At 43.4% G+C, this 22,066-nt stretch carries 16 protein-coding genes; 14 read left to right on the forward strand and 2 right to left on the reverse strand.

From position 1 onward, the window contains the following. The first annotated feature begins 10 nt into the window (after positions 1-10). The 14 genes from mraY (at position 11) to A5882_RS09165 (ending at position 20,109) form a co-directional block, all read left to right on the forward strand. Positions 11-973 (forward strand): phospho-N-acetylmuramoyl-pentapeptide-transferase, encoded by a 963-nt coding sequence (gene mraY / locus A5882_RS09100; protein WP_005237283.1) that lies wholly within the window; start codon positions 11-13, stop codon positions 971-973. 12 nt (positions 974-985) lie between these two features. Next, positions 986-2,344: a UDP-N-acetylmuramoyl-L-alanine--D-glutamate ligase gene (gene murD / locus A5882_RS09105; protein ID WP_005237282.1), complete on the forward strand. Its 1,359-nt coding sequence runs from the start codon at positions 986-988 to the stop codon at positions 2,342-2,344. Positions 2,345-2,359: 15 nt separating this feature from the next. Next, positions 2,360-3,454 (forward strand): undecaprenyldiphospho-muramoylpentapeptide beta-N-acetylglucosaminyltransferase, encoded by a 1,095-nt coding sequence (murG, locus tag A5882_RS09110; protein ID WP_005237281.1) that lies wholly within the window; start codon positions 2,360-2,362, stop codon positions 3,452-3,454. A gap of 86 nt (positions 3,455-3,540) precedes the next feature. Next, complete coding sequence (locus tag A5882_RS09115; RefSeq protein WP_005237280.1) at positions 3,541-4,533, forward strand: cell division protein FtsQ/DivIB; 993 nt, start codon at positions 3,541-3,543, stop codon at positions 4,531-4,533. A 153-nt stretch (positions 4,534-4,686) separates the two neighbouring features. Continuing rightward, positions 4,687-6,009, forward strand: coding sequence for a cell division protein FtsA (gene ftsA / locus A5882_RS09120; RefSeq protein WP_005237279.1), 1,323 nt, complete (start codon positions 4,687-4,689; stop codon positions 6,007-6,009). A 31-nt stretch (positions 6,010-6,040) separates the two neighbouring features. Continuing rightward, positions 6,041-7,285 carry a cell division protein FtsZ gene (gene ftsZ, locus A5882_RS09125; protein WP_086299195.1) on the forward strand — a complete coding sequence of 415 codons (1,245 nt, stop codon included), beginning with the start codon at positions 6,041-6,043 and terminating at the stop codon, positions 7,283-7,285. A 12-nt stretch (positions 7,286-7,297) separates the two neighbouring features. Beyond that, positions 7,298-7,969 carry a YggS family pyridoxal phosphate-dependent enzyme gene (locus A5882_RS09130; protein WP_008377340.1) on the forward strand — a complete coding sequence of 224 codons (672 nt, stop codon included), beginning with the start codon at positions 7,298-7,300 and terminating at the stop codon, positions 7,967-7,969. Between the two features lie 16 nt (positions 7,970-7,985). After that, positions 7,986-8,639, forward strand: coding sequence for a cell division protein SepF (locus tag A5882_RS09135; RefSeq protein ID WP_005237276.1), 654 nt, complete (start codon positions 7,986-7,988; stop codon positions 8,637-8,639). A gap of 26 nt (positions 8,640-8,665) precedes the next feature. Next, a complete protein-coding gene (locus A5882_RS09140; protein WP_005228822.1) occupies positions 8,666-8,929 on the forward strand; it encodes a YggT family protein in 264 nt (87 codons plus the stop codon). Between the two features lie 18 nt (positions 8,930-8,947). Continuing rightward, positions 8,948-9,730 (forward strand): RNA-binding protein, encoded by a 783-nt coding sequence (locus A5882_RS09145; protein WP_086372687.1) that lies wholly within the window; start codon positions 8,948-8,950, stop codon positions 9,728-9,730. A 20-nt stretch (positions 9,731-9,750) separates the two neighbouring features. Further along, positions 9,751-10,506 (forward strand): DivIVA domain-containing protein, encoded by a 756-nt coding sequence (locus tag A5882_RS09150; RefSeq protein WP_005237274.1) that lies wholly within the window; start codon positions 9,751-9,753, stop codon positions 10,504-10,506. A gap of 496 nt (positions 10,507-11,002) precedes the next feature. Next, positions 11,003-13,798 carry an isoleucine--tRNA ligase gene (gene ileS, locus A5882_RS09155; protein ID WP_086299197.1) on the forward strand — a complete coding sequence of 932 codons (2,796 nt, stop codon included), beginning with the start codon at positions 11,003-11,005 and terminating at the stop codon, positions 13,796-13,798. A 364-nt stretch (positions 13,799-14,162) separates the two neighbouring features. Then, on the forward strand, positions 14,163-18,668 hold the full coding sequence (gene gltB, locus A5882_RS09160; RefSeq protein WP_086372688.1) for a glutamate synthase large subunit: 4,506 nt from the start codon (positions 14,163-14,165) through the stop codon (positions 18,666-18,668). Position 18,669: 1 nt separating this feature from the next. Next, positions 18,670-20,109, forward strand: coding sequence for a glutamate synthase subunit beta (locus A5882_RS09165; RefSeq protein WP_086299199.1), 1,440 nt, complete (start codon positions 18,670-18,672; stop codon positions 20,107-20,109). Positions 20,110-20,192: 83 nt separating this feature from the next. On the opposite strand, the gene vanS is transcribed toward A5882_RS09165, so the two are convergent. Both vanS and vanR-C read right to left on the reverse strand, forming a co-directional pair. Continuing rightward, complete coding sequence (vanS, locus tag A5882_RS09170) at positions 20,193-21,323, reverse strand: vancomycin resistance histidine kinase VanS (protein ID WP_303393758.1); 1,131 nt, start codon at positions 21,321-21,323, stop codon at positions 20,193-20,195. Further along, the gene (vanR-C, locus tag A5882_RS09175) at positions 21,313-22,008 is read right to left on the reverse strand and encodes a vancomycin resistance response regulator transcription factor VanR-C (RefSeq protein WP_034872470.1); all 696 of its coding nucleotides are present in this window, start codon (positions 22,006-22,008) and stop codon (positions 21,313-21,315) included. Before vanR-C ends, vanS begins: the two co-directional genes overlap by 11 nt. Positions 22,009-22,066 lie beyond the last annotated feature (58 nt).

The following is a 22,066-nucleotide window of genomic DNA, read 5'->3' on the forward strand; positions in this document are numbered from 1 at the left end:
AGAGAACAATATGGAATGGACAGAGATGATATTACCTTTGGCAAGTGGCTTTGCGATCGTAACAGCCACAATGCCTTTGTTTATCGGCTATTTTCAAATGAAGAAATACGGACAGGAAATACGTGGTGACGGCCCCAAATGGCACAATGTAAAGGCCGGTACACCAACGATGGGTGGGTTTGTATTTTTGATTTCTGCAATGATCACTGCCATCTGGGTAGGAGCATGGCAAAATCAATTGACTGCTTCATTGTTCATTCTTTTGTTCATTACCTTGGTTTATGGTGCATTAGGATTTCTTGATGACTTCATCAAGATTTTCCGCAAACGAAATATGGGGCTGAACTCGTTGCAAAAGCTGATTGGACAGATTTTAGGCGGACTCGTCTTTTACTTTGTTTTCCGATCCGAAGGCAATGCGGATGTACTGAATTTCTTTGGGATAGACGTGTCGCTATCGATTTTTTATGGCTTGTTCGTCATTTTTTGGCTTGTTGGTTTTTCAAATGCAGTCAACTTGACGGACGGTATCGATGGGCTAGTCGCAGGACTGGGCACGATTTCTTTTTCAACTTACGCACTGATTGCTTGGCGACAAGATCAAATCGATGTGTTAATCGTTTGTCTTGCGATCATCGGCGGATTGATCGGCTTCTTTCCCTACAATCGCAAACCGGCAAAAATCTTTATGGGGGATGTCGGCTCACTGGCTTTAGGCGGTCTGCTGGCAGCTATCTCGATTCTTTTACACCAAGAATGGACCCTATTGCTTGTCGGACTGGTCTATGTTTGTGAAACAGCAAGCGTGATGCTGCAAGTTGCCTCATTCAAATTAACAGGCAAACGAATCTTCAAGATGTCACCCATCCATCATCATTTTGAAATGAGCGGATGGTCTGAGTGGAAGATCGACACTGTGTTTTGGTGTATCGCGTTAGGTTGCTCTTTGCTCACAATAGCCCTTGTATGGTAGGAGATGAAGAAAATGAAAAAAATTACAACATATCAAAATAAAAAAGTTCTTGTGCTAGGATTAGCGCGTAGTGGATTCAGTGCGGCCAAATTGTTACATGATTTGGGCGCACTTGTGACCGTTAATGACGGAAAGCCATTTGCTGAAAATCCAGAAGCACAAGATCTTTTGGCTTTAGGGGTCAAAGTGATCACTGGCAGCCACCCGATTGAATTATTGGATGAAGGATTTTCGCTAGTCGTTAAAAATCCAGGGATCCCCTATTCACAACCTCTTGTTCAAAAAGCTTTAGAGAAAAAAATTCCTGTGATCACGGAAGTGGAACTAGCGTATCAAATCTCTGAAGCGCCGATTATCGGTATTACTGGTACGAATGGAAAAACCACCACAACGACTATGATCGCCAATGTCTTGAATGCTGGAATGGAAAAAGGACAGGCATTGCTTTCTGGAAATATCGGGTTTCCTGCAAGTTCCGTTGCTCAAACAGCTAAGCCTGAAGATCGCTTGGTGATGGAGCTTTCAAGTTTCCAATTGATGGGAATCGATACCTTACGGCCGAAAATCGCTGTCATCACGAATATATATGAAGCCCATATCGATTACCATGGTAGTCGCCCGGAATATGTCTTAGCAAAATGGCGCTTGCAACAACGAATGACCGCTGACGATTATTTAGTGATCAACTGGAACCAACCGGAACTAGAAGCACTGTCGGCCAAATCAAAGGCGAAAATCATTCCTTTTTCCACCAAGGAAAAAGTAGCAGGAGCATATATGCTTGATGGGATGCTCTACTATAAAGAAGAAGCAATTATGGCAGCGGAGGAACTTGGCGTACCAGGGGCACACAATATTGAAAATGCCTTAGCGGCGATCGCTGTTGGAAAACTTTGCAATATGCCAAACGAAGCAATCAAACAAGCGTTGCAAACCTTCACTGGGGTACCTCATCGGACCCAGTATGTCACCACCATCAATCAGGTGAAATTTTTCAATGATTCCAAAGCAACCAACATCTTAGCAACAGAAATGGCCTTAGGCGGTTTTGACAATGAGAAATTGGTCTTATTGGCAGGCGGCTTGGACCGTGGCAACAGTTTTGATGAGTTGGTTCCAGCACTAAAAGGACTCAAAGCTATCGTAGTGTTTGGAGAAACAAAAGAAAAATTAGCCTCAGCCGCTCAAGCAGCTGGCGTAAAAACGATTGAAATGACAGACAATGTTGAAACAGCCGTCCCAGTTGCCTTTTCTTTAAGTGCTGCTGGAGATACGATTCTATTGTCACCGGCGAATGCAAGTTGGGATCAATACCCTAATTTTGAAGTTCGCGGCGACAAATTTATGGCGGCAGTAGCAGAACTTAAATAGAAATGAGTGAAGGACATGAAAATACTTGTGACTGGCGGCGGTACTGGCGGCCACATCTATCCAGCGTTGTCTTTTGTCGATTACGTAAAAGAGATTGACCCGACAGCCGAATTTTTATACATTGGTGCAACAAGGGGCTTAGAGAATAAAATCGTCCCTCCAACAGGTATTCCTTTTAAAACGTTAGAGATCCAAGGCTTTAAGCGTAAGCTGTCTTTTGATAACGTAAAAACGATCCAGCTTTTCATGAAAAGCTATTATGCAGCAAAGAAAATCATCAAGGAGTTTCAACCGGATGTGGTGATTGGCACCGGCGGCTATGTTTCTGGCGCCGTGGTCTTTGCTGCAGCGAAGTTGAAAATACCTACCATTATTCATGAACAAAATAGTGTTCCTGGAATCACCAATAAGTTTCTAACCAAGTATGTGGATAAAATCGCCATTGCTTTTCACGATGCTTCTCAATACTTTCCAGCGAAGAAAACGGTGCTTGTGGGCAATCCCAGGGGGCAAGAAGTACGGAATAGTCAAAAGTCGACGATTTTGTCTTCTTACGATTTAAATCCGGCGAAAAAAACGGTTTTGGTTTTTGGTGGGAGTCAAGGAGCTCTGAAAATCAACCAAGCGATCATTGATGCGCTGCCGCTTTTTGCTCAAAAAGAGTATCAGTTACTTTATGCATCTGGCGAAAGGTATTACAAAGAGATCGAAGAAAAAATCGGGATGTCAAAAGATGCTTTCCCTAATATCAGTATTCGTCCCTATATCGATCAAATGGCAGAAGTGATGGCAAATAGTGATTTGTTGATTGGACGAGCAGGTGCCACATCGATTGCCGAATTTACGGCATTAGGGATTCCAGCAATTCTGATTCCTAGCCCTTATGTGACTAATGACCACCAAACAAAGAACGCCCAAAGTTTAGCTAATGCAGGAGCAGTCAAAATGATTGCCGATCATGAACTAAACAGCCAAAACCTCGTGGAAGCAGTAGATAGTATCATGCAAGATGAAGCCCTTCGTAGTAAGATGGCCAAAGCCTCAAAAGAACAAGGGATCAGCGATGCCTCAGAACGATTATTTCGACTTGTGCAAGAGGTAATCAAATAGTACAATGTGTGGGATAGAAAGGAGCGATTATCATTAGTAAAGACAAAACACCTCATGATGATCAAACCCCCTCGTCAACGGAAGAGTTGACCCCTTGGCAAAAAGAAAATCTAAAATATTTGCAAGAAAAAGGCAATCAGCCAGCTTGGTCTTCACCCGCTTCTGAAGAAACAGAAGACATGAAAGAAGCGCATGAAGATGAAGAGGAGTTGGCAGAAGAAGCACTTTTTGAAGCAGAACAAGCGATAGAAGAAACCGACGCTGGGAAAGAAGAGCTGCCTGAGCCAGAAAAAAAGGCTCGCTCCTTTGCTGATCGGCTACCTAATCTAAAGGCGTACCGCAATCAAGTATTGATTCGCCGTTTAGCGCTGATTATCGGTTTACTGATGATTCCTTTGCTGATTGTTTTGTATTTTGTTTCGCCGCTTAGTCGTTTGGCTAATGTGGTGGTCAAAGGCAATCAAGAAGTATCCGCAGAAGCGATTCTCAAAAATTCTGACCTAGCCGTCAATGAAGAGATGTGGCCGCAATTTTTTGAACGGAATCAGAGTGTAGCAGCAATCAAAAAAGAATTGCCGCGCATAAAAAATGCTTCTATTTCTTTATCTGGTATTAATCGTTTTGATATCACTGTCACTGAATTCCAGGAAGTGGCTTTATTAGCCAAAGATGGCGGCTATGCACCAGTTTTGGAAAATGGCGCTGTTTTGGATGATATCAGTGAGCAGCCAGAGGAAGGATTGCCGGTTTTAGAAAATTTTTCGGCTGAAGACAAAATCAAGGCGACACTCAGTGCCTATCAAGAATTAAGTTCAGAAATTCGAGATGGCATTTCTCAAATCAAATACACCCCCCGTGACAGCAATGATGAACTGTTAACTCTCTTTATGAATGATGGCAATCAAGTGATTGTCAATATCTCAAATATGGTGAGTCAAATGCAGTATTATCCGCAAATTGCCAAAGATTTGACCGAGGACAGTATTGTGGATATGGAAGTTGGGATCTTTACTTATCCAATTTCAAATACACAAGAAGACGATGCAGACGAAAATCAAACAGCTGATAGTGATTCTTAGGAAAAATTCAAGAGTTTTTTTCATTAACTTGTTTCTAAAAAGCGCCATTATATGGTAGAATTGGTAACAGTGAACAAATTATTCGAATGAACTCTAAAAACGGACTGTGATGGTTCGCTATATATCCAATTTAAGTAGGAGGGAACCCCATCCATGGCAAAAACGGGAATGTATGTTGGCCTTGATATCGGCACGACATCTGTAAAAGTTGTAGTAGCCGAATACGTTGACAGCCAAATGAATATCATTGGTGTAGGAAATGCAAAATCAGAAGGAATCAACCGTGGCATCATTGTAGATATCGATAAAACGGTACAAGCCATTCAAAGAGCAGTAAGACAAGCAGAAGAAAAAGCAGGAATTCAAATTCGCAGTGTAAGTGTTGGTGTACCAGCCAATCTTCTTGAAGTGGAAAATTGTCAAGGGATGATCGCTGTCAACAGTGAATCAAAAGAGATCACCGACGAAGACGTCCGCAATGTTGCTTCCGCAGCACTTGTACGTTCAACCCCTCCTGAAAGACAGATCATTGCTATCTTACCGCAAGAATTTACAGTGGATGGTTTTGAAGGGATTAAAGATCCTCGTGGCATGATCGGTGTTCGCCTAGAGATGTTTGGTGTGGTTTATACAGGTCCAAAAACCATCATTCACAACATTCGTAAATGTGTGGAAAAATCTGGTCTGATCGTTAATGAAGTAGTCATTACGCCATTAGCACTGACAGAATCGATTTTATCTGATGGTGAAAAAGACTTTGGTACGATCGTTATCGACATCGGCGGCGGCCAAACGACGACATCAGCGATGCACGACAAGCAATTGAAATTTACCCATGTGAACCAAGAGGGTGGCGAATTTGTCACAAAAGACATTTCGACAGTTTTAAATACCTCCTTCAACAATGCAGAAGCGTTAAAAATCAATTATGGGGATGCGTATCCTGAACGGACGTCCGCTAGTGAAGAATTTCCAGTGGATGTGATTGGGAAATCAGAACCTGTGAAGATCGATGAACGCTATTTGTCAGAAATCATCGAAGCACGTATGGAACAGATTTTTACCAAATCAAAAGAAGTCTTAGATGAAATTGATGGACTTGATTTGCCAGGTGGCGTGATTTTGACTGGTGGTGCTGCAAGCCTGCCGGGTGTCGTAGATTTGGCTCAAGAAGTATTCGAAACAAACGTTAAGCTTTACGTTCCTAATCATATGGGACTTAGAAATCCTGTATTCACCAATGTAATCAGTATCGTTGACTATTCAGCAAACTTAAGCGAAGTCTATCAGCTTGCCAAAAGTGCGATCACTGGTGAAAAAACAGTCGCGCAACAGCCCGTTGCCATTCAACAACAAGAAGTGCATTACGAACAATATGAAGCTCCAGAAGAAACTTATGAAGAAACAGAAGAAGAGAAAAAAGGTGAGTCGATCACAAACCGAGTAAAAGATTTCTTCTCAAATATCTTTGAATAATCTAAAACGATTCTCAGGAGGAAGATAAACTATGGAATTTTCAATTGATAATAACATCAATGACGGCGCTGTGATCAAAGTCATCGGAGTCGGCGGTGGTGGCGGCAACGCAGTAAATCGTATGATCGAAGAAAATGTCAAAGGCGTAGAATTTATTGCAGCCAACACTGACGTTCAAGCATTAAAAAATTCAAAAGCAGAAACAGTCATTCAATTAGGCCCTAAATATACCCGTGGTCTTGGTGCTGGTTCACAACCAGAAGTTGGTCAAAAAGCAGCAGAAGAAAGTGAAGATTCTATTCGTGAATCATTAGAAGGCGCGGATATGATTTTCATTACCGCTGGTATGGGTGGCGGAACCGGGACCGGTGCTGCACCGATCGTAGCTAAAATTGCCAAAGAAATCGGCGCATTGACAGTCGGCGTCGTTACTCGTCCGTTTACATTTGAAGGACCAAAACGCGGCCGTTTTGCTGCTGAAGGAATCGCTAAATTAAAAGAGAATGTCGATACCTTATTGATCATCTCAAACAACCGTTTGTTAGAAGTTGTTGACAAGAAAACGCCAATGCTTGAAGCATTCCGTGAAGCAGACAATGTCTTGCGTCAAGGGGTTCAAGGGATCTCAGACTTGATCACTGCACCTGGCTATGTCAACTTAGACTTCGCTGATGTGAAAACAGTGATGGAAAATCAAGGCACCGCTTTGATGGGAATCGGCGTTGCTAGCGGCGAAGAACGCGTGATCGAAGCAACGAAAAAAGCAATCTCTTCACCATTGCTAGAAACATCGATCGATGGTGCTGAACAAGTGCTATTGAACATCACTGGCGGATTGGACATGACTTTATTTGAAGCACAAGATGCTTCTGATATCGTCGCTCATGCGGCAACAGGTGATGTAAATATTATTTTAGGTACATCAATCAATGAAGACTTAGGCGATGAAATCCGTGTGACTGTCATTGCAACTGGCATTGACCCTTCTAAAAAAGAACGTGGGTCTCGCTCTAACAGACAAAGTCAAAGCCAAATTCATTCTATCCCACAAAAACCAACCTTAGATATGGACCAAGCGCGTCCTGCACAAGCAGAAGAAAGCAATGGTTTTGGTGATTGGGATATCCGTAAAGAACAAAATGTACGACCTAAAGTAGAAGAAAACACATTTGAAAATGTAGAAAAGAAAGAATTCGACACCTTCAGCCGTGATGAAGTACGCTCGAATGATGACGACGAATTAAGCACACCACCATTTTTCCGTCGTAAACGCTAGGGGGCAGAGCACATGATTTCTGAGAACTTGCACAAGATCCAGCAAGAGATACAGGACTCCTGTGCTCTTGTTTCTAGAAATGCCAGTGAGGTCTGTTTGACAGCTGTGACAAAATCCGTCGATACAGAAACGACAAGAGAACTTCTAGAAAATGGTGTGCGTGATTGTGCAGAAAATCGAGTAGAAAAGCTACTTGAAAAAAAGGCAGCATTAACTGATTACCCAGATGTCCGTTGGCATTTTATTGGTAATTTACAGCGCAGAAAGGTAAAATCAGTTATAAATGAGATTGATTTTTTCCATGCGTTGGATTCAATCAAACTGGCACAAGAAATTCAAAAACGAGCAGAGCATCCGATCAACTGCTTTGTGGAAGTGAATGTTTCGCAGGAAGCAACGAAACAAGGGATTTTCGTAGAAGAGGTGGTGGCTTTTATTGAAGCACTCGCTTCGTTCGACAAAATTCGTGTTGTTGGATTGATGACGATGGCCCCGCTCACTGCTTCCAAAGACGAGCAGCATCAGATTTTCAAAGAATTAAAAAGGATTCAACAACAGATCGCTGACCTGCATCTTACACATGCCCCTTGCTTAGAAACGAGTATGGGAATGAGTAATGACTTTCCCATTGCGATTCAAGAAGGCGCAACATTTATTCGTGTAGGAACAGCATTATTTCAATAAAAAAGGAGGTTGACCGATGTCGCTCAAAGAGAAACTGACCAATTTTTTTGGATTGACTGACGAAGAAGATTATTATGAAGAAACATTTGCCACTGAAGAACCGGCACGCACGGCAGCGAAACCAGCTGTGAACCAAGGAGGAGCTTTTACCGCCCCTAGAACAACAGCGAGTACGCGTGCTTCTAGCCAAGCGGCTTCTTATACAACAAGTCAACCACAAAATCAAGCCTATCAATACAGACAGCAGCCTCAAACTGCTGCCTATCAACAATCCTCAGCGGCGGCTGAACGAGTAAGATCGGTGCCTAAGACGGAAGAAAAAGTCGTTCCAATGGCGCAACAAAGAACTAATACGAGAGTCAAAGACACAAAAGCAAAAGAAACTTCTCCACAAATGGCTGGAAAAATAACGATCGTAGAACCACGCGTTTATTCAGAAGCTATGGGGATTGCGAAGCAAGTCATCAATGGAGATGCTGTACTTGTTAATTTTCATTTAATTGAAGAGTACCAAGCTCGTCGAATAGTTGATTTTTTAACAGGAACAGTGTACGCTGAAGATGGTGATATCAAGCGTGTTGGCGATGAAATTTTTCTTTGCACGCCTAAGGGTATGGAAATTGAAGGCACTGCCCAAACATTAGCAGATACCAATTTTTTTGATATCTAAAGTGAGGAGGAACGCCAATTTTATTCTTGAGATTCGTTAAATTACTGAGTGATGCTGTTTATCTGTATACCATTTTATTAGTGATCTATGCACTTTTGTCTTGGTTTCCAGGAGGGTATCAGTCCGCTTTTGGCCGTTTCTTAGCAAAAGTGTGTGAACCGTATTTGAGTTTATTTGATCGATTGAAATTAAGTTTTGCTGGTATCGATTTTACGATTGCATTTGCAATTATTGTCTTACAGCTAGCATCACAAGCATTGATATTGATCCTACAATCAATTTTATTTTAACGTAAGGGGTGGTTATCGGTGAACGCAAATGTCTATCAACATTTTCGAAACGATGAACGCCCTTTTATTGATTCCGCTCAAGGATGGATCGAACAAGTGCAAATGCAGTATGCGCCTTACTTGACTGATTTTTTAGATCCGAGACAAGCGTATATCTTAGAAAGTTTGATTCGTCAATCAACGGATTTAAGTTTCCGCTTTTTTGGTGGATATGAAGCTGCTGAGAGACGACGTTGTTTGATTTATCCCGATTACTATGAGCCCACCACCGATGAGTTTGACATGACTTTATTTACGATTCAATACCCGAAAAAATTTACGGTGTTGAGTCATGGAAAAGTTTTAGGCACATTAATGGGGACTGGAGTCAAGAGGGAATACTTTGGAGACATTCTTTCCGATGGTGAAATATGGCAAGTATTCGTTGCCACTGAAGTCAGTCATTTTATTCAACTCCAAGTGGATAAAATCGGCAACGTATCCGTTCGATTGGAAGAAACAAGATATACCGATTTGATCGTGCCTAAAGATGGCTGGACCGAGGAAAGAGAAACGGTTAGCTCATTGCGTCTTGATACAGTGATCTCTGCCGTATACAACATCTCACGCCAGCGTTCGAAACAGTTGATCGAATCAGGAAAAGTAAAAGTAAACTGGACAGAAGCATTACGACCAGATTTTGTTCTGGATTTACTGGATATCATTTCGGTAAGAGGATTTGGTCGGATTCAAATACAGGGGTTAGAAGGAACCACGAAAAAAGAAAAAGTTAGATTGTTATTAGGTGTATTACGTAAATAAATCAAAGAGGTGTATAGAATATGGCATTAACTCCATTAGACATTCAAAATAAAAACTTTTCAGTAAAAATGAGAGGCTACAACCAAGATGAAGTCGATGACTTCTTGGACATGATCGTTCGTGATTATGAAGAAGCCGTTCAACGCAATCGTGAGTTAGAAAAATCGTTGAAACACGCAGAAGAAAAACTTGAATATTTCAATGAATTGAAAGATGCCTTGAATCAATCCATTATCGTGGCTCAAGATACGGCGGATAAAGTAAAAACAAGCGCAAGCAAAGAATCAGAAGTAATCGTTACTTCTGCTCAAAACCGTGCGGATGAAATGGTTGCTACTGCAGAAAAACATGCGCATGCCTTGATGACCTCAGCGGAAGAAAAAGCCAAAGAGATTTTGACGGATGCAACCGACAATGCCCGTCAATTGGCGACAGAAACAAATGACTTGAAGAAGAAAACCAGAGTCTTCCATAACAACTTATTAGTTATGTTGCAAACGCAATTAGAACAAGTGAAGAGTCCTGAGTGGGAAGAAATTTTGGCGCCATTTTCAAGCTATGTACAAGATTCCCACCAAGTGATCAGAGAAGTTTTGTCAAAAGAACTTGACAGTGAAAATGGTTCTGGAGTAAACTCAGAAGCAGTGGAAACATTTGATGTGGACATTGTTGAATCAGATGAAAAAATCGTTGATGTAAGTGAAAGCCCTGAAGTGAAAACATTAGATGATGCGAGAAACTTATTAGACGAATTGAACAAGACAGATAACAACTAAGACACAGAACAGAAAAATTTCTTATATTTTTCAAGCGAGTTTGGGAGAGTGGAAGCCAAATAAAACCCTGTAAGAAATCAGATCATCTGTGAGTTGCGTTCTTGAAAGAGCTGACTTTTCAAAGACTCGAGTAGAGAACGACGCCTGATCCCGTTACCGATCATCAAAGAATTGTCAACCGACAATAAAATTTGGGTGGTACCACGAACACGTTCGTCCCTTACCAGGGACGGACGTGTTTTTTGCTGTGAATCACTGCGATTGGTCCGCAAAGCGGAACAGAGCAGATGATGAACAGTACTAGGCGACCGCCGGGAGCGTAGTAACCAAATTAGGAATCACGCTGATCAACTGTTAACAATCAGTGAATCCTAAATGCATTGAGTTTATGGCAACCAATCCATTTGACAGGTTCAATAGAAGCAATCGGTTGATCGAGTCGATGGATTTTGAAACTATACCAAAACGTTGAGAGACGAAAAGGAGCGAAACAAGAATGAAAATGAAAGAAACACTGCATCTTGGAAAAACCGCTTTTCCAATGCGAGGCAACTTGCCGAACCGCGAAGTGGATTGGCAAAAAGAATGGGAAGAAAATCAATTGTATCAACGTCGTCAAGAATTAAATGAAGGCAAGCCAACCTTTGTCTTACACGATGGCCCTCCCTACGCAAATGGAAACATCCATATTGGACACTCATTGAACAAAATCAGTAAAGACATCATCGTACGTTCCAAATCGATGTCAGGTTTCCGTTCACCTTATGTACCTGGTTGGGATACTCATGGTTTGCCGATCGAACAAGTACTGACCAATAAAGGAATCAAGCGCAAAGAAATGAGCTTGGCAGAATATCGGAAAAAATGTGAAGAATATGCTTTGACACAAGTGGATACACAAAGAGCTGATTTCAAACGTTTAGGCGTTTCTGGTGACTGGGATCATCCATATATCACATTGACACCAGACTATGAAGCAGCAGAAATCCGCGTGTTCGGAAAAATGGCAGAAAAAGGATACATCTACAAAGGATTGAAACCAATTTACTGGTCACCATCTAGTGAATCATCATTAGCAGAAGCTGAGATCGAATACAAAGATGTGAAATCACCATCGATCTATGTGGCTTTCCCAGTAGCAGATGGCAAAGATTTGCTTGATTCAGATACATCTTTTGTTATCTGGACGACGACGCCATGGACCTTACCAGCGAATCTAGGAATCTCTGTGAATCCAACCTTTGCCTATGTTCAAATCTTGGCCGATGGCCGCAAATTCGTCGTGGCAAAAGATTTATTAGAAACCGTGACGAATGAGATCGGTTGGGAATCTGTCGAAGTATTACAAGAATTGGCTGGCGATCAATTGGAAAAAATGACGGCACAACATCCTTTTTATGATCGTACGTCTTTATTGATGTTAGGGGACCATGTGACATTGGATGCCGGTACTGGTTTGGTCCACACTGCACCAGGACACGGGGAAGATGACTACATCGTCAGCAAAAAATATGGTCTAGATGTCTTATCACCAGTCGATAGCCGTGGGGTCTTCACAGAAGAAGCACCAGGATTTGAAGGGGTCTTTTATGACAAAGCCAATCCAATGATCACTGAGCTTTTAGAAGAAAAAGGAGCCCTACTAAAACTAAACTTCTTTACTCACAGCTATCCACATGATTGGCGGACGAAAAAACCAGTCATCTATCGGGCAACACCACAATGGTTTGCGTCTATTGATAAGTTCCGTCAAAATATTTTGGATGAAATCGAAAAAGTAGATTGGATCATTCCATGGGGCAAAACTCGTTTATACAATATGATTCGCGACCGCGGCGACTGGGTGATCTCTCGTCAACGTGCGTGGGGCGTTCCGTTGCCAATCTTTTATGCAGAAAACGGCGAAGCCATCATTACGCCTGAAACGATCGAGCATGTGGCAAACTTGTTTGCTGAACATGGTTCAACGATTTGGTTTGAAAAAGAAGCAGAAGAATTACTGCCAGCTGGCTTCACGCATCCGGGCTCACCAAATGGCAAATTCTCGAAAGAGACTGACATCATGGATGTTTGGTTTGATTCAGGTTCTTCTCACGAAGCCGTGTTACGTCAACGTCCAGAATTGACGTTCCCAGCTGACATGTACTTGGAAGGTTCTGACCAATATCGTGGGTGGTTCAACTCAAGTATCACGACTAGTGTTGCGATCAATGAAGTCGCACCATATAAAGCCGTCTTGTCTCAAGGCTTCACCTTAGATGGCGAAGGTCGCAAGATGAGTAAATCTCTTGGTAATACCATTGCACCAGAAAAAGTGATCAATCAAATGGGTGCGGATATTTTGCGTCTTTGGGTCAGCAGTGTTGACTACGAAGCGGATGTCCGAGTGTCTATGGATATCTTGAATCAAGTGTCAGAAGTCTATCGGAAGATTCGCAATACCATGCGTTTCTTATTAGCGAACACGAGTGATTTTGATCCAGCAAAAGACAGCGTACCTTTTGAAAACTTGCGTTCTGTCGATAAATACATGATGGTTCGTTTGAATCAAACGATCAAAACGATTCGGGAAGATGGCTATGAAAAATATAACTTCTTGCATATTTACCGGACAGTCATCAACTTCTTGACAGTCGATATGTCTTCCTTCTATTTGGATTTTGCAAAAGATGTCGTTTATATCGAAGCTGAAAATGATTTCCAACGCCGTGCTATGCAAACTGTCTTTTATCAAACAGCGGTTGCATTGACGAAATTATTGACACCGATCATTCCGCATACCGCAGAAGAAATCTGGTCACACTTGAAAGAAGAAGAGGAATACGTACAGTTAGCGGAGTTCCCTGGCTATGATACATTTGCTAACCAAGAAGAACTGCTCGATCTTTGGCGGGCCTTCCTTGATTTCCGTGACAATGTCTTAAAAGCATTAGAAGAAGCGCGTAATGCAAAATTGATCGGAAAGTCCTTTGAAGCGAAAGTCACTGTTTATCCAACTGAGCCAGTTGCGGCATTGCTAAAAGCTATCGATTCAGATATTGCACAACTGCTGATCATTTCACCAGACTTCTTAACGATCAAAGAAGTCGGTGAAGCAGCTCCTGAAGCGGCATATCAATTTGAGGATGTGGCGATCTTAGTTGAAAAAGCCGAAGGGGAAGTATGTGAACGTTGTCGCCAAGTCCGGGTAGATGTTGGTGTAGAAGAGCAACTGCCAACACTTTGTGGGCATTGTGCAACCATCGTCAAAGAAAACTATCCCGAAGCAGTTGCAGAAGGCTTTGAAAAATAATAGAACGAAAAAAGATGACCCATTGCGGGTCATCTTTTTTGCGCTTGCTCATTCTTATTCCTTGAGAATGGGAGAAAAACGCACGTTTCTGACATGAATATGAGAAAATAGGTGGCAATTGATAACGATTCTCATTTGTTTGCAATAATTTTTCGACAGTTTATTGTATAATAAAAAAACCTTACTAGACGAAGTTTCTTCCTTAAGGTCTGTAGGCAATTGTTTGTTCGAGATGGAGTATTTCACTGTCAACAGAAGAAACCAACGAGCTCGGATCAAGTAAAAAAAACTTGCCAGATAGAAAAACAGGTTGTAAACTGTTAAAAATCGGAATATTCAGAATATTGAAAGAAAGTGTGATTCCATGAGTGATTTAGAGATGATGAGGAAAACGAACCAAACGATGTACGATGCCGCTTTTGAAAAAGATGCTTGTGGGATGGGGTTTATTGCACAAAAAGATGGTCGCTATTCCCGAGAACTTGTGCAAAATGCCTTAACAATGTTAGAACGGATGAACCACCGAGGGGGAACTGGCGCTGAACCTGACACAGGTGACGGAGCTGGAATTTTGATGGCAATGCCTGACCCATTTTTTCAACAGCGAGCAAAAGAGGCCGAAATCCCATTGCCTGAAAAAGGTGCCTATGCTGTTGGGATGTTTTTTTTACCGAAAGAAAAGCTCCGAGCAGCACAGGTCCAAGAAGAAGTAACTAAAGACATTCAACAAATGGGTTTTACCGTTTTATGGCAACGGGATGTGCCTTATGATTATTATCAGTGTGGACCGGGGGCGCAAAAAGTCATGCCCTCATTTGTGCAAGTCTTTATTGAAAAACCTGTCGATGTAGCTGCTGGCCGTCCCTTTGAAGATCAGCTTTACCGGCTACGACGTAAACTGGAAAAAACGTATCATACTGATGAGTTGTCTATCTGCAGCTTGTCCAGTAAGACAGTTGTTTATAAAGGAATGCTGCATGCCTATCAAGTTGGCTTATTTTTCAAAGATCTTCAAAGCCCAGAAATGACCTCTTGTATCGCATTGACCCATTCTCGTTTTTCGACAAATACCTTTCCAAGCTGGAGTCGGGCGCAACCTTTTCGTTTCTTAGCCCATAATGGCGAAATCAACACGTTACGCGGGGCAGAAAATTGGATGCATGGACATCAGATCGAAGTCTATGATGATGAAAATTCTGATTCGGCGAAACTAGAAAATTGTATGGAATATTTGTACCGTCAAGGGCGAGATATTCCTCAAGCACTGTTGATGATGGTGCCAGAAGCGTGGTCAAAAGAAGCTGGATTGTCGCCGGAGCTGACGGCTTTTAATGAGTACAACGCAAGCTTTATGGCTCCTTGGGATGGACCGGCAGCTTTATGTTTTACAGATGGGGATTTGGTAGGGGCTGCACTCGATCGAAATGGGTTACGGCCATCTCGCTACTCGATCACGAAAACTGGTTTTGTGGTCGTGGCCTCTGAGTCAGGTGTTGTCGATTTGCCAGCATCGGAAGTGATTGAAAAAGGGGTGCTTGGACCAGCAAATATGTTTTTGGTGGATACCAAAAAAGGAGTGATCTTACGCAATCAAGAAATCAAAGCTCATTATGCGAATGCCCATCCTTACCAGGAGTGGCTAGCGGATCACTTATTGATACCAGAGCTGCTTCCTGAGACTGAGAAGCAGGAGGAAACAGCAGATGATGCGATCCAGACCCTTTGGAAACGAAATGGTTACACGGATGAGATCATTCGCACGTTGATTTTACCAATGGCTCAAACGGGAGAAGAACCAGTGATCTCCATGGGGTTTGATTCACCCTTAGCTATTTTGAGCGAACGTCCCCAATCCTTGTTTACGTACTTCAAGCAACAATTCGCCCAAGTGACCAATCCGCCAATCGATGCGATTCGCGAAAAATTGGTGATCGGTACCGAGCTGTTTTTAGGTCGAGATGGGGATGTTTCAAAGGACATTCGAATCAATTGTAATAAGCTGAAGATTGCTAGTCCGGTGTTAAAAACGAGTGAATATGAAAAAATCAAACAGTTAGATCAAAATGGTCAAAAAGCGGCTTTACAGTCGATTCTTTATGATTATGTACCAGAAAAAGGGGCAGCTTTGCAACAAGCGTTAGAAGCGCTTTTTAAAGAGACGGAGCAAAAAATCGATTCTGGGGCAACGATCGTCATTTTAAGTGATCGGGAAGTCATCCAAGCGCAAGAAGGAAAAGTGGCGATTCCGATTCTCTTGGCGGTATCAGGTCTGCACAATTACTTGGTGCGAAAAGGCAAACGTTCCTTGGCATCAATCGTTGCGGATACTGCGGAAGTCTGTGAGGTCCATCATTATGCCATGGTAGTCGGCTACGGAGTAAGTGGGGTCCACCCTTATGGGGCTTACCAGACATTGGCGCATTTTGAGCTTTCAGAGAAGATCGAAAGTTACCGTAAAGCATGTGAAAAGGGCATTGTCAAAATCATGTCACGAATGGGGATTTCAACGATCGCCGGTTACCATGGGGCGCAATTGTTTGAAGCTGTTGGTATCTCTGAGAAAGTCATCTCCGAATACTTTACCGGCACGGTTACTCGTATCGGTGGACTTTCATTAGCGCAAATCGAGCAAGAATACTTAATGCGTTATGAAGCGGCGTATGGCGAGAAACGCGTGGATTATCTTGATTCGGGCGGTAGTTTCCAATACAAAGCCGACGGGGAACATCATCTGTTCAATCCAAAAACGATCTATGGGTTTCAAAAAGCTGTTCGTACAGGCAGCTATGCGCTTTATAAAGAATATGCGGCGGAGATGAACCAAGACGCGTTAGAGAATCCAACGACCCTCCGTTCTATGTGGACTTTTGCGAACACAAGACGCAGTATTCCATTAGCTGAGGTGGAGCCAGTTGAAACGATCGTCAAACGATTTAAAGTCGGTGCGATGTCTTACGGCTCTCTAAGTGAAGAGGCACATCGCTGTATTGCTGAAGGAATGAATGCGATCGGGGCAAAATCCAACAGTGGAGAAGGTGGAGAAAACCGAAATCGTTTCAAACCAGTGAATGGCATTAATTATAATAGTCGCATCAAACAAGTAGCTTCTGGCCGTTTTGGTGTCAACGCCGAATATTTAATGAGTGCGGACGAACTCCAAATCAAAATGGCCCAAGGGGCGAAACCTGGTGAAGGGGGGCAATTGCCAGGCAACAAAGTCTTCCCGTGGGTCGCTGAGATTCGTGGCTCAACACCTGGGGTCCGATTGATTTCGCCGCCACCACATCACGACATTTATTCGATTGAAGACTTAGCCCAGCTGATCTATGACTTAAAGGCAATCAATCCCTATGCACGGATCAATGTCAAATTGGTTTCTAGTACGGGCGTGGGTACGATCGCTACCGGTGTCGTCAAAGCCGGCGCAGACGTAGTCGTGATCTCAGGCTATGACGGTGGGACCGGTGCTTCTCCGAGAAATTCGATTCGGGATGCTGGCTTGCCTTGGGAGATGGGGCTTGCAGAAGCCCATCAAACGTTAGCTATGAATCATTTGCGGCAGCGAATGACCTTAGAGACAGATGGAAAATTGATGACGGGGCGTGACATCGCCATTGCTGCTCTTTTAGGAGCAGAAGAATATAGCTTTGCCTCTTTAGCGCTAGTTGCGATTGGTTGTGTCATGATGCGAGTTTGCAGTATCAATACATGTCCTGTCGGCATTGCTACACAGAACCCAGCGTTACGCAAATTTTTCGCAGGGAAACCTGAGCACATCATCAATACGATGTACTTTTTAGCAGAAGATTTACGGGAAACGATGGCCGAGCTAGGGTTTCGCACGATTGATGAGATGGTAGGACACGCGGAATTGTTGACACCACGCTTCGTTGCCAAAGGCAAAGCAAAATCATTAGACTTTTCCAGAATGATTGGAACGACGATCCCGATCGAACGCAAAGTGACGGACCCATTCCTTGAGAAACGACAGTGGCCAGAGTTAGACGCTTTTGCCCAAGCAGCTATCGACAATAATCAAGAAATCGTTATGAATCATACGATCAATAATGTTCAACGTTCAGTCGGCGCTCGTTTAGGGGGCTGGATCGCAGAACGCTTTGGCAATTACGAAGTAACGCCAGGTTTGTTGCAGTTTACGTACCGCGGCATTGCTGGACAAAGTTTTGGGGCGTTTGCCACCCAGGGCATCCAGTTGAAACTGATTGGCGAGGCCAACGATTATGTAGCCAAAGGACTGAGTGGTGCCCGTTTGATCATTGTGCCGCCTGATGATGCCGCTTATGACGCAGAGCATTCACCGATTGTCGGTAACGTTGCTTGTTTTGGGGCGAATCGGGGTGAAGGCTATTTCCGCGGCATTGCTGGCGAACGCTTTTGCGTCCGTAATAGTGGAGCCAAAGTCGTTGTAGAAGGTGTTGGGGACCATGGCTGTGAGTACATGACTGGCGGCGTCGTGGTGATTTTAGGAAAAACCGGCCGCAACTTCGGTGCCGGAATGTCCGGTGGCGTGGCATACGTCTATGACCCTGATCAAACTTTTGCAGAAAAATGCAATCGGGAAATGGTTGACTTGTACCGGATTGGCGAAAGTGGCGATGACCATCAGCTGAAGGAGATGATCCAGCAGCATTTTGCCTATACAGATTCATTGAAGGCGGCTGAGATTTTAGAAGATTGGGAAAATCAGCAGCAACATTTCATCAAAGTCTATCCGACAGAGTACCATCAGATGATCCAAGCAACGGAGACTTTGGCTGAGCAAGGATTTATCGGGGAGGAACTTGTGACGAAAGCTTTCGAAGCCGTCGTCGGTCCACAATTGACTATTCCAGGAAAGGAGCGCGACTAATATGGCAGATCCATTTGGTTTTTTAAAGTACCCAAGAGTAGAAAATCCTACCCGACCGGTTTCAGAACGTATCCAAGACTGGCAAGAATTACAGACGCCATTGCCTGAAAATGAGCGTCAAGAGCAAGCAGCACGCTGTATGAACTGCGGGATTCCTTTTTGTCATACCGGTTCTTTTTACGGCGGTCAACGAGCGGTTTCAGGTTGTCCCAATGACAACCTGATTCCTGAATGGAATGATCTGGTTTATCAAGGGCGTTTCCAAGCCGCCTTTGAGCGTCTTGCCAAAACCAATCCATTACCGGAAATGACTGGACGTGTTTGTCCAGCTCCATGTGAAAAAGGCTGTACCGAGGCACTGAATGGCTCAGGTGTCACGATCCACGACAATGAACGCTTTATTATCGATACTGCTTTTGAAAACGATTGGGTCAAAGCCTCCGGATTGCCTCAAGAAGCGACTGGGTTCAAAGTTGCCATCGTCGGCAGCGGACCAGCTGGTTTATCCGCTGCATGGCGCTTGAATCAACTAGGACATCAAGTGACGGTCTATGAACGCAGTGATCGCTTTGGCGGTTTACTGATGTATGGTATTCCAAATATGAAATTAGATAAAGATGTTGTGCAGCGACGTATTGACTTGATGGCAGAGCTAGGCGTGACCTTTGTCGCTAATACGGAGATCGGTCGTGACTTGTCAGCAGAAGAATTATCCGCTCAGTATGATCGGGTCATTTTGGCAACAGGAGCTAGTGTTCCTCGTGACTTGAAGATTCCAGGTCGTGAATTGACTGGGGTGCAATTTGCAGTCGATTATCTGACGGAAGCAACCAAAGATGTCTTAAAGCATGGCAAAGCGGCAACAAGTAAAAAACTTGCTGGCAAGCACGTCGTCGTGATTGGCGGCGGCGACACTGGAAATGACTGTATTGGTTCAGCGATTCGGCAAGGAGCCGCTTCTGTGCGTCAATTGGAGATCACGCCCCAACTGCCATTGACACGTACCGACAGCAATCCCTGGCCTGAATACCCAATGACAGCCCGCACAGGATATGGGCAAGAAGAAGCGGCTGAAGTCCTGCAAACACAAGTGACGTATCATGGGGTGTCCACAACAGCCTTTATCGGCGCCGAACGCGGCCAGTTGATCGCCATCGAAACGGTCTCAGTAGATCAACAGTTTCAGCCAATCCCTGGCACAGAGCAAGTGATCAAGGCGGATTTGGTTTTGTTGGCAATGGGCTTTGTTGGTGCAGAGACCCAACTCTTCGATGCCTTTGGTGTGCGAGAAGTGTACGATGATTACACGACGAACAATGAACGAGTGTTAGTCGCAGGAGATGCTAAAAGAGGACCAAGCTTAGTGATCTGGGGGATTCGTGAAGGACGCCTAGCGGCAGAAAAAGTCGACCAAGCGTTACGATCATTGGTGTATCAATAAGCAAACAATAAAAAACAACCTGAGCAGCTCTTCCTCCCTCTGAATTAGAAGGGGAACAGCGAAATGCTCAGGTTGTTTGCCTGTTAAGCAGTTGGTTCAGATGGATGGGGCTTTGACCGCTGTTCATTTTTTTCCATTGCTGCCTTCGGTAGGCGAATCGAAAAGACGATGGTTTCGTCACGGCTTTCCGCCCAGATTTTTCCACCTAATGCTTCAACGATTTCTTTGGCGATCGGCAGCCCCAGACCGGTTCCACCAGTCGCAGTCGCTCGTGAAGCGTCCATCCGATAAAAAGGCTCAAAAATCAAGCCAATCTTTTCAGCAGGGATCGTTTTTCCATGATTAGTCAAACGAATCAGGATATCATCAGAGGCACTGATGGCTAAATGCAAGGGGGAATCGGCATAACTATAATTGATGGCATTGCGAATCAAGTTATCAAAGACGCGTTCCATCTTCTCTGTATCGACAGTCGCATAGACTTTTTTCTGTAGCTGCAGTTGCCAATGAAGGTTCTTTTCTTCTAGCAGCGGTAAAAATTCGAACGTCAACTGTTCTAGCATCAAGCTAAGATCCGTGGTTTCGGTCTGTAAGGCGATCGTTGTAAGATTAAAACGAGTGATTTCGAAAAATTCGCTGATCAATAATTCTAGCCGCTGGGCTTTTTGCAAGGCGATCTTGGTATAGCGTGCGTGTAGTTCGGAAGAAAGCTGCGGTTCTTCTTCTAGAAGTGTCAAATAGCCGATCACACTGGTCAAAGGTGTGCGTAAATCATGTGCGAGATAGACGATCAAATCATTTTTCCGCTGCTCTGCTTCTTTGGCAGCTCGTTGATCCTGTAGATTTTTTTCCCGCAACTGGTTCATTTCTTCTTGCACGTCGATCAGATTACTGGAAAGAACGATTCGCTTCGTAGGTTCAGCAATCAATTGATTCGTGGCTTGAATCGTTTCATTCAAATAGCTGATGGCTTTACTCATATAATAAATCGTTGTGCTCACCCAAATCAGCAAGGCACCGATCGCTAGACAGACGAGCCAATAATCAGCAAAAAGCCGTAATATTTGATAAATGGGCTCATAGCCGTACCAAACCCTCAATCCTGCTACAAAGCGAACAGTTAAAGGGATCAGAATCAAAAGGAGCATTAAAACACCTGTGGTGATAAAGTATTGAGTCAAAAGTTTCCGGATCAATGGACTTCTATTTTTCAATGATATAGCCGACCCCCCATACAGTTTTGATTAATTTCGGTTTGCGGGGTTGTTCGTTTAGCTTTTCCCGCAGACGGGCAATGTGTGCCATCACTGTGTTATTGTTATCTAAATATTTTTCTTTCCAGACTGCTTCAAAAAGAGTTTCCGAGGCAACGACCGATCCTTGGTGTTCAAATAAGTAAAGCAGGATTTTAAATTCGATGGGGGTCAAGAAAACCTCTTTGCCATAAAGAAAACATTGGTGACTGTTGATTTTCAACAGTAAGCCTTCCTTTTCGTATTCTTCAATCTTCTGCGGAACAGCTGACTGATTGTATCGTTGGTATCGCCGTAGTTGCGTTTTGACCCGAGCAACAACTTCTAATGGATTGAAGGGTTTCGTCACATAATCATCTGCACCTAGACTTAGACCGGTAATTTTATCCAGATCTTCTCCTTTGGCAGTGAGCATCAGTACTGGAAAAAAGTGGGTTTTGCGAATGGTCTGTAACAGCTGAAAGCCGTCGATATCCGGCAGCATCACATCTAAAACTGCCACATCGACTGTTTCTTTTTCGAGATAAGCCAAAGCACTCGTTCCATCATAAAAAGGTTCCACTTGAAAGCCTTCATTCCTTAGAAACGTCGTGACTAACTCGGCGATTTCTTTTTCATCATCAACAACAATTATTTTTTCTGCCATCCTTGATTCACTCCAACTATCTACGATCTTTTTTCATTTAAACTACCATTTACTCTAC

Source organism: Enterococcus sp. 4E1_DIV0656, assembly GCF_002140695.1.
In the GTDB taxonomy this organism is placed as follows: domain Bacteria; phylum Bacillota; class Bacilli; order Lactobacillales; family Enterococcaceae; genus Enterococcus_D; species Enterococcus_D entomosocium.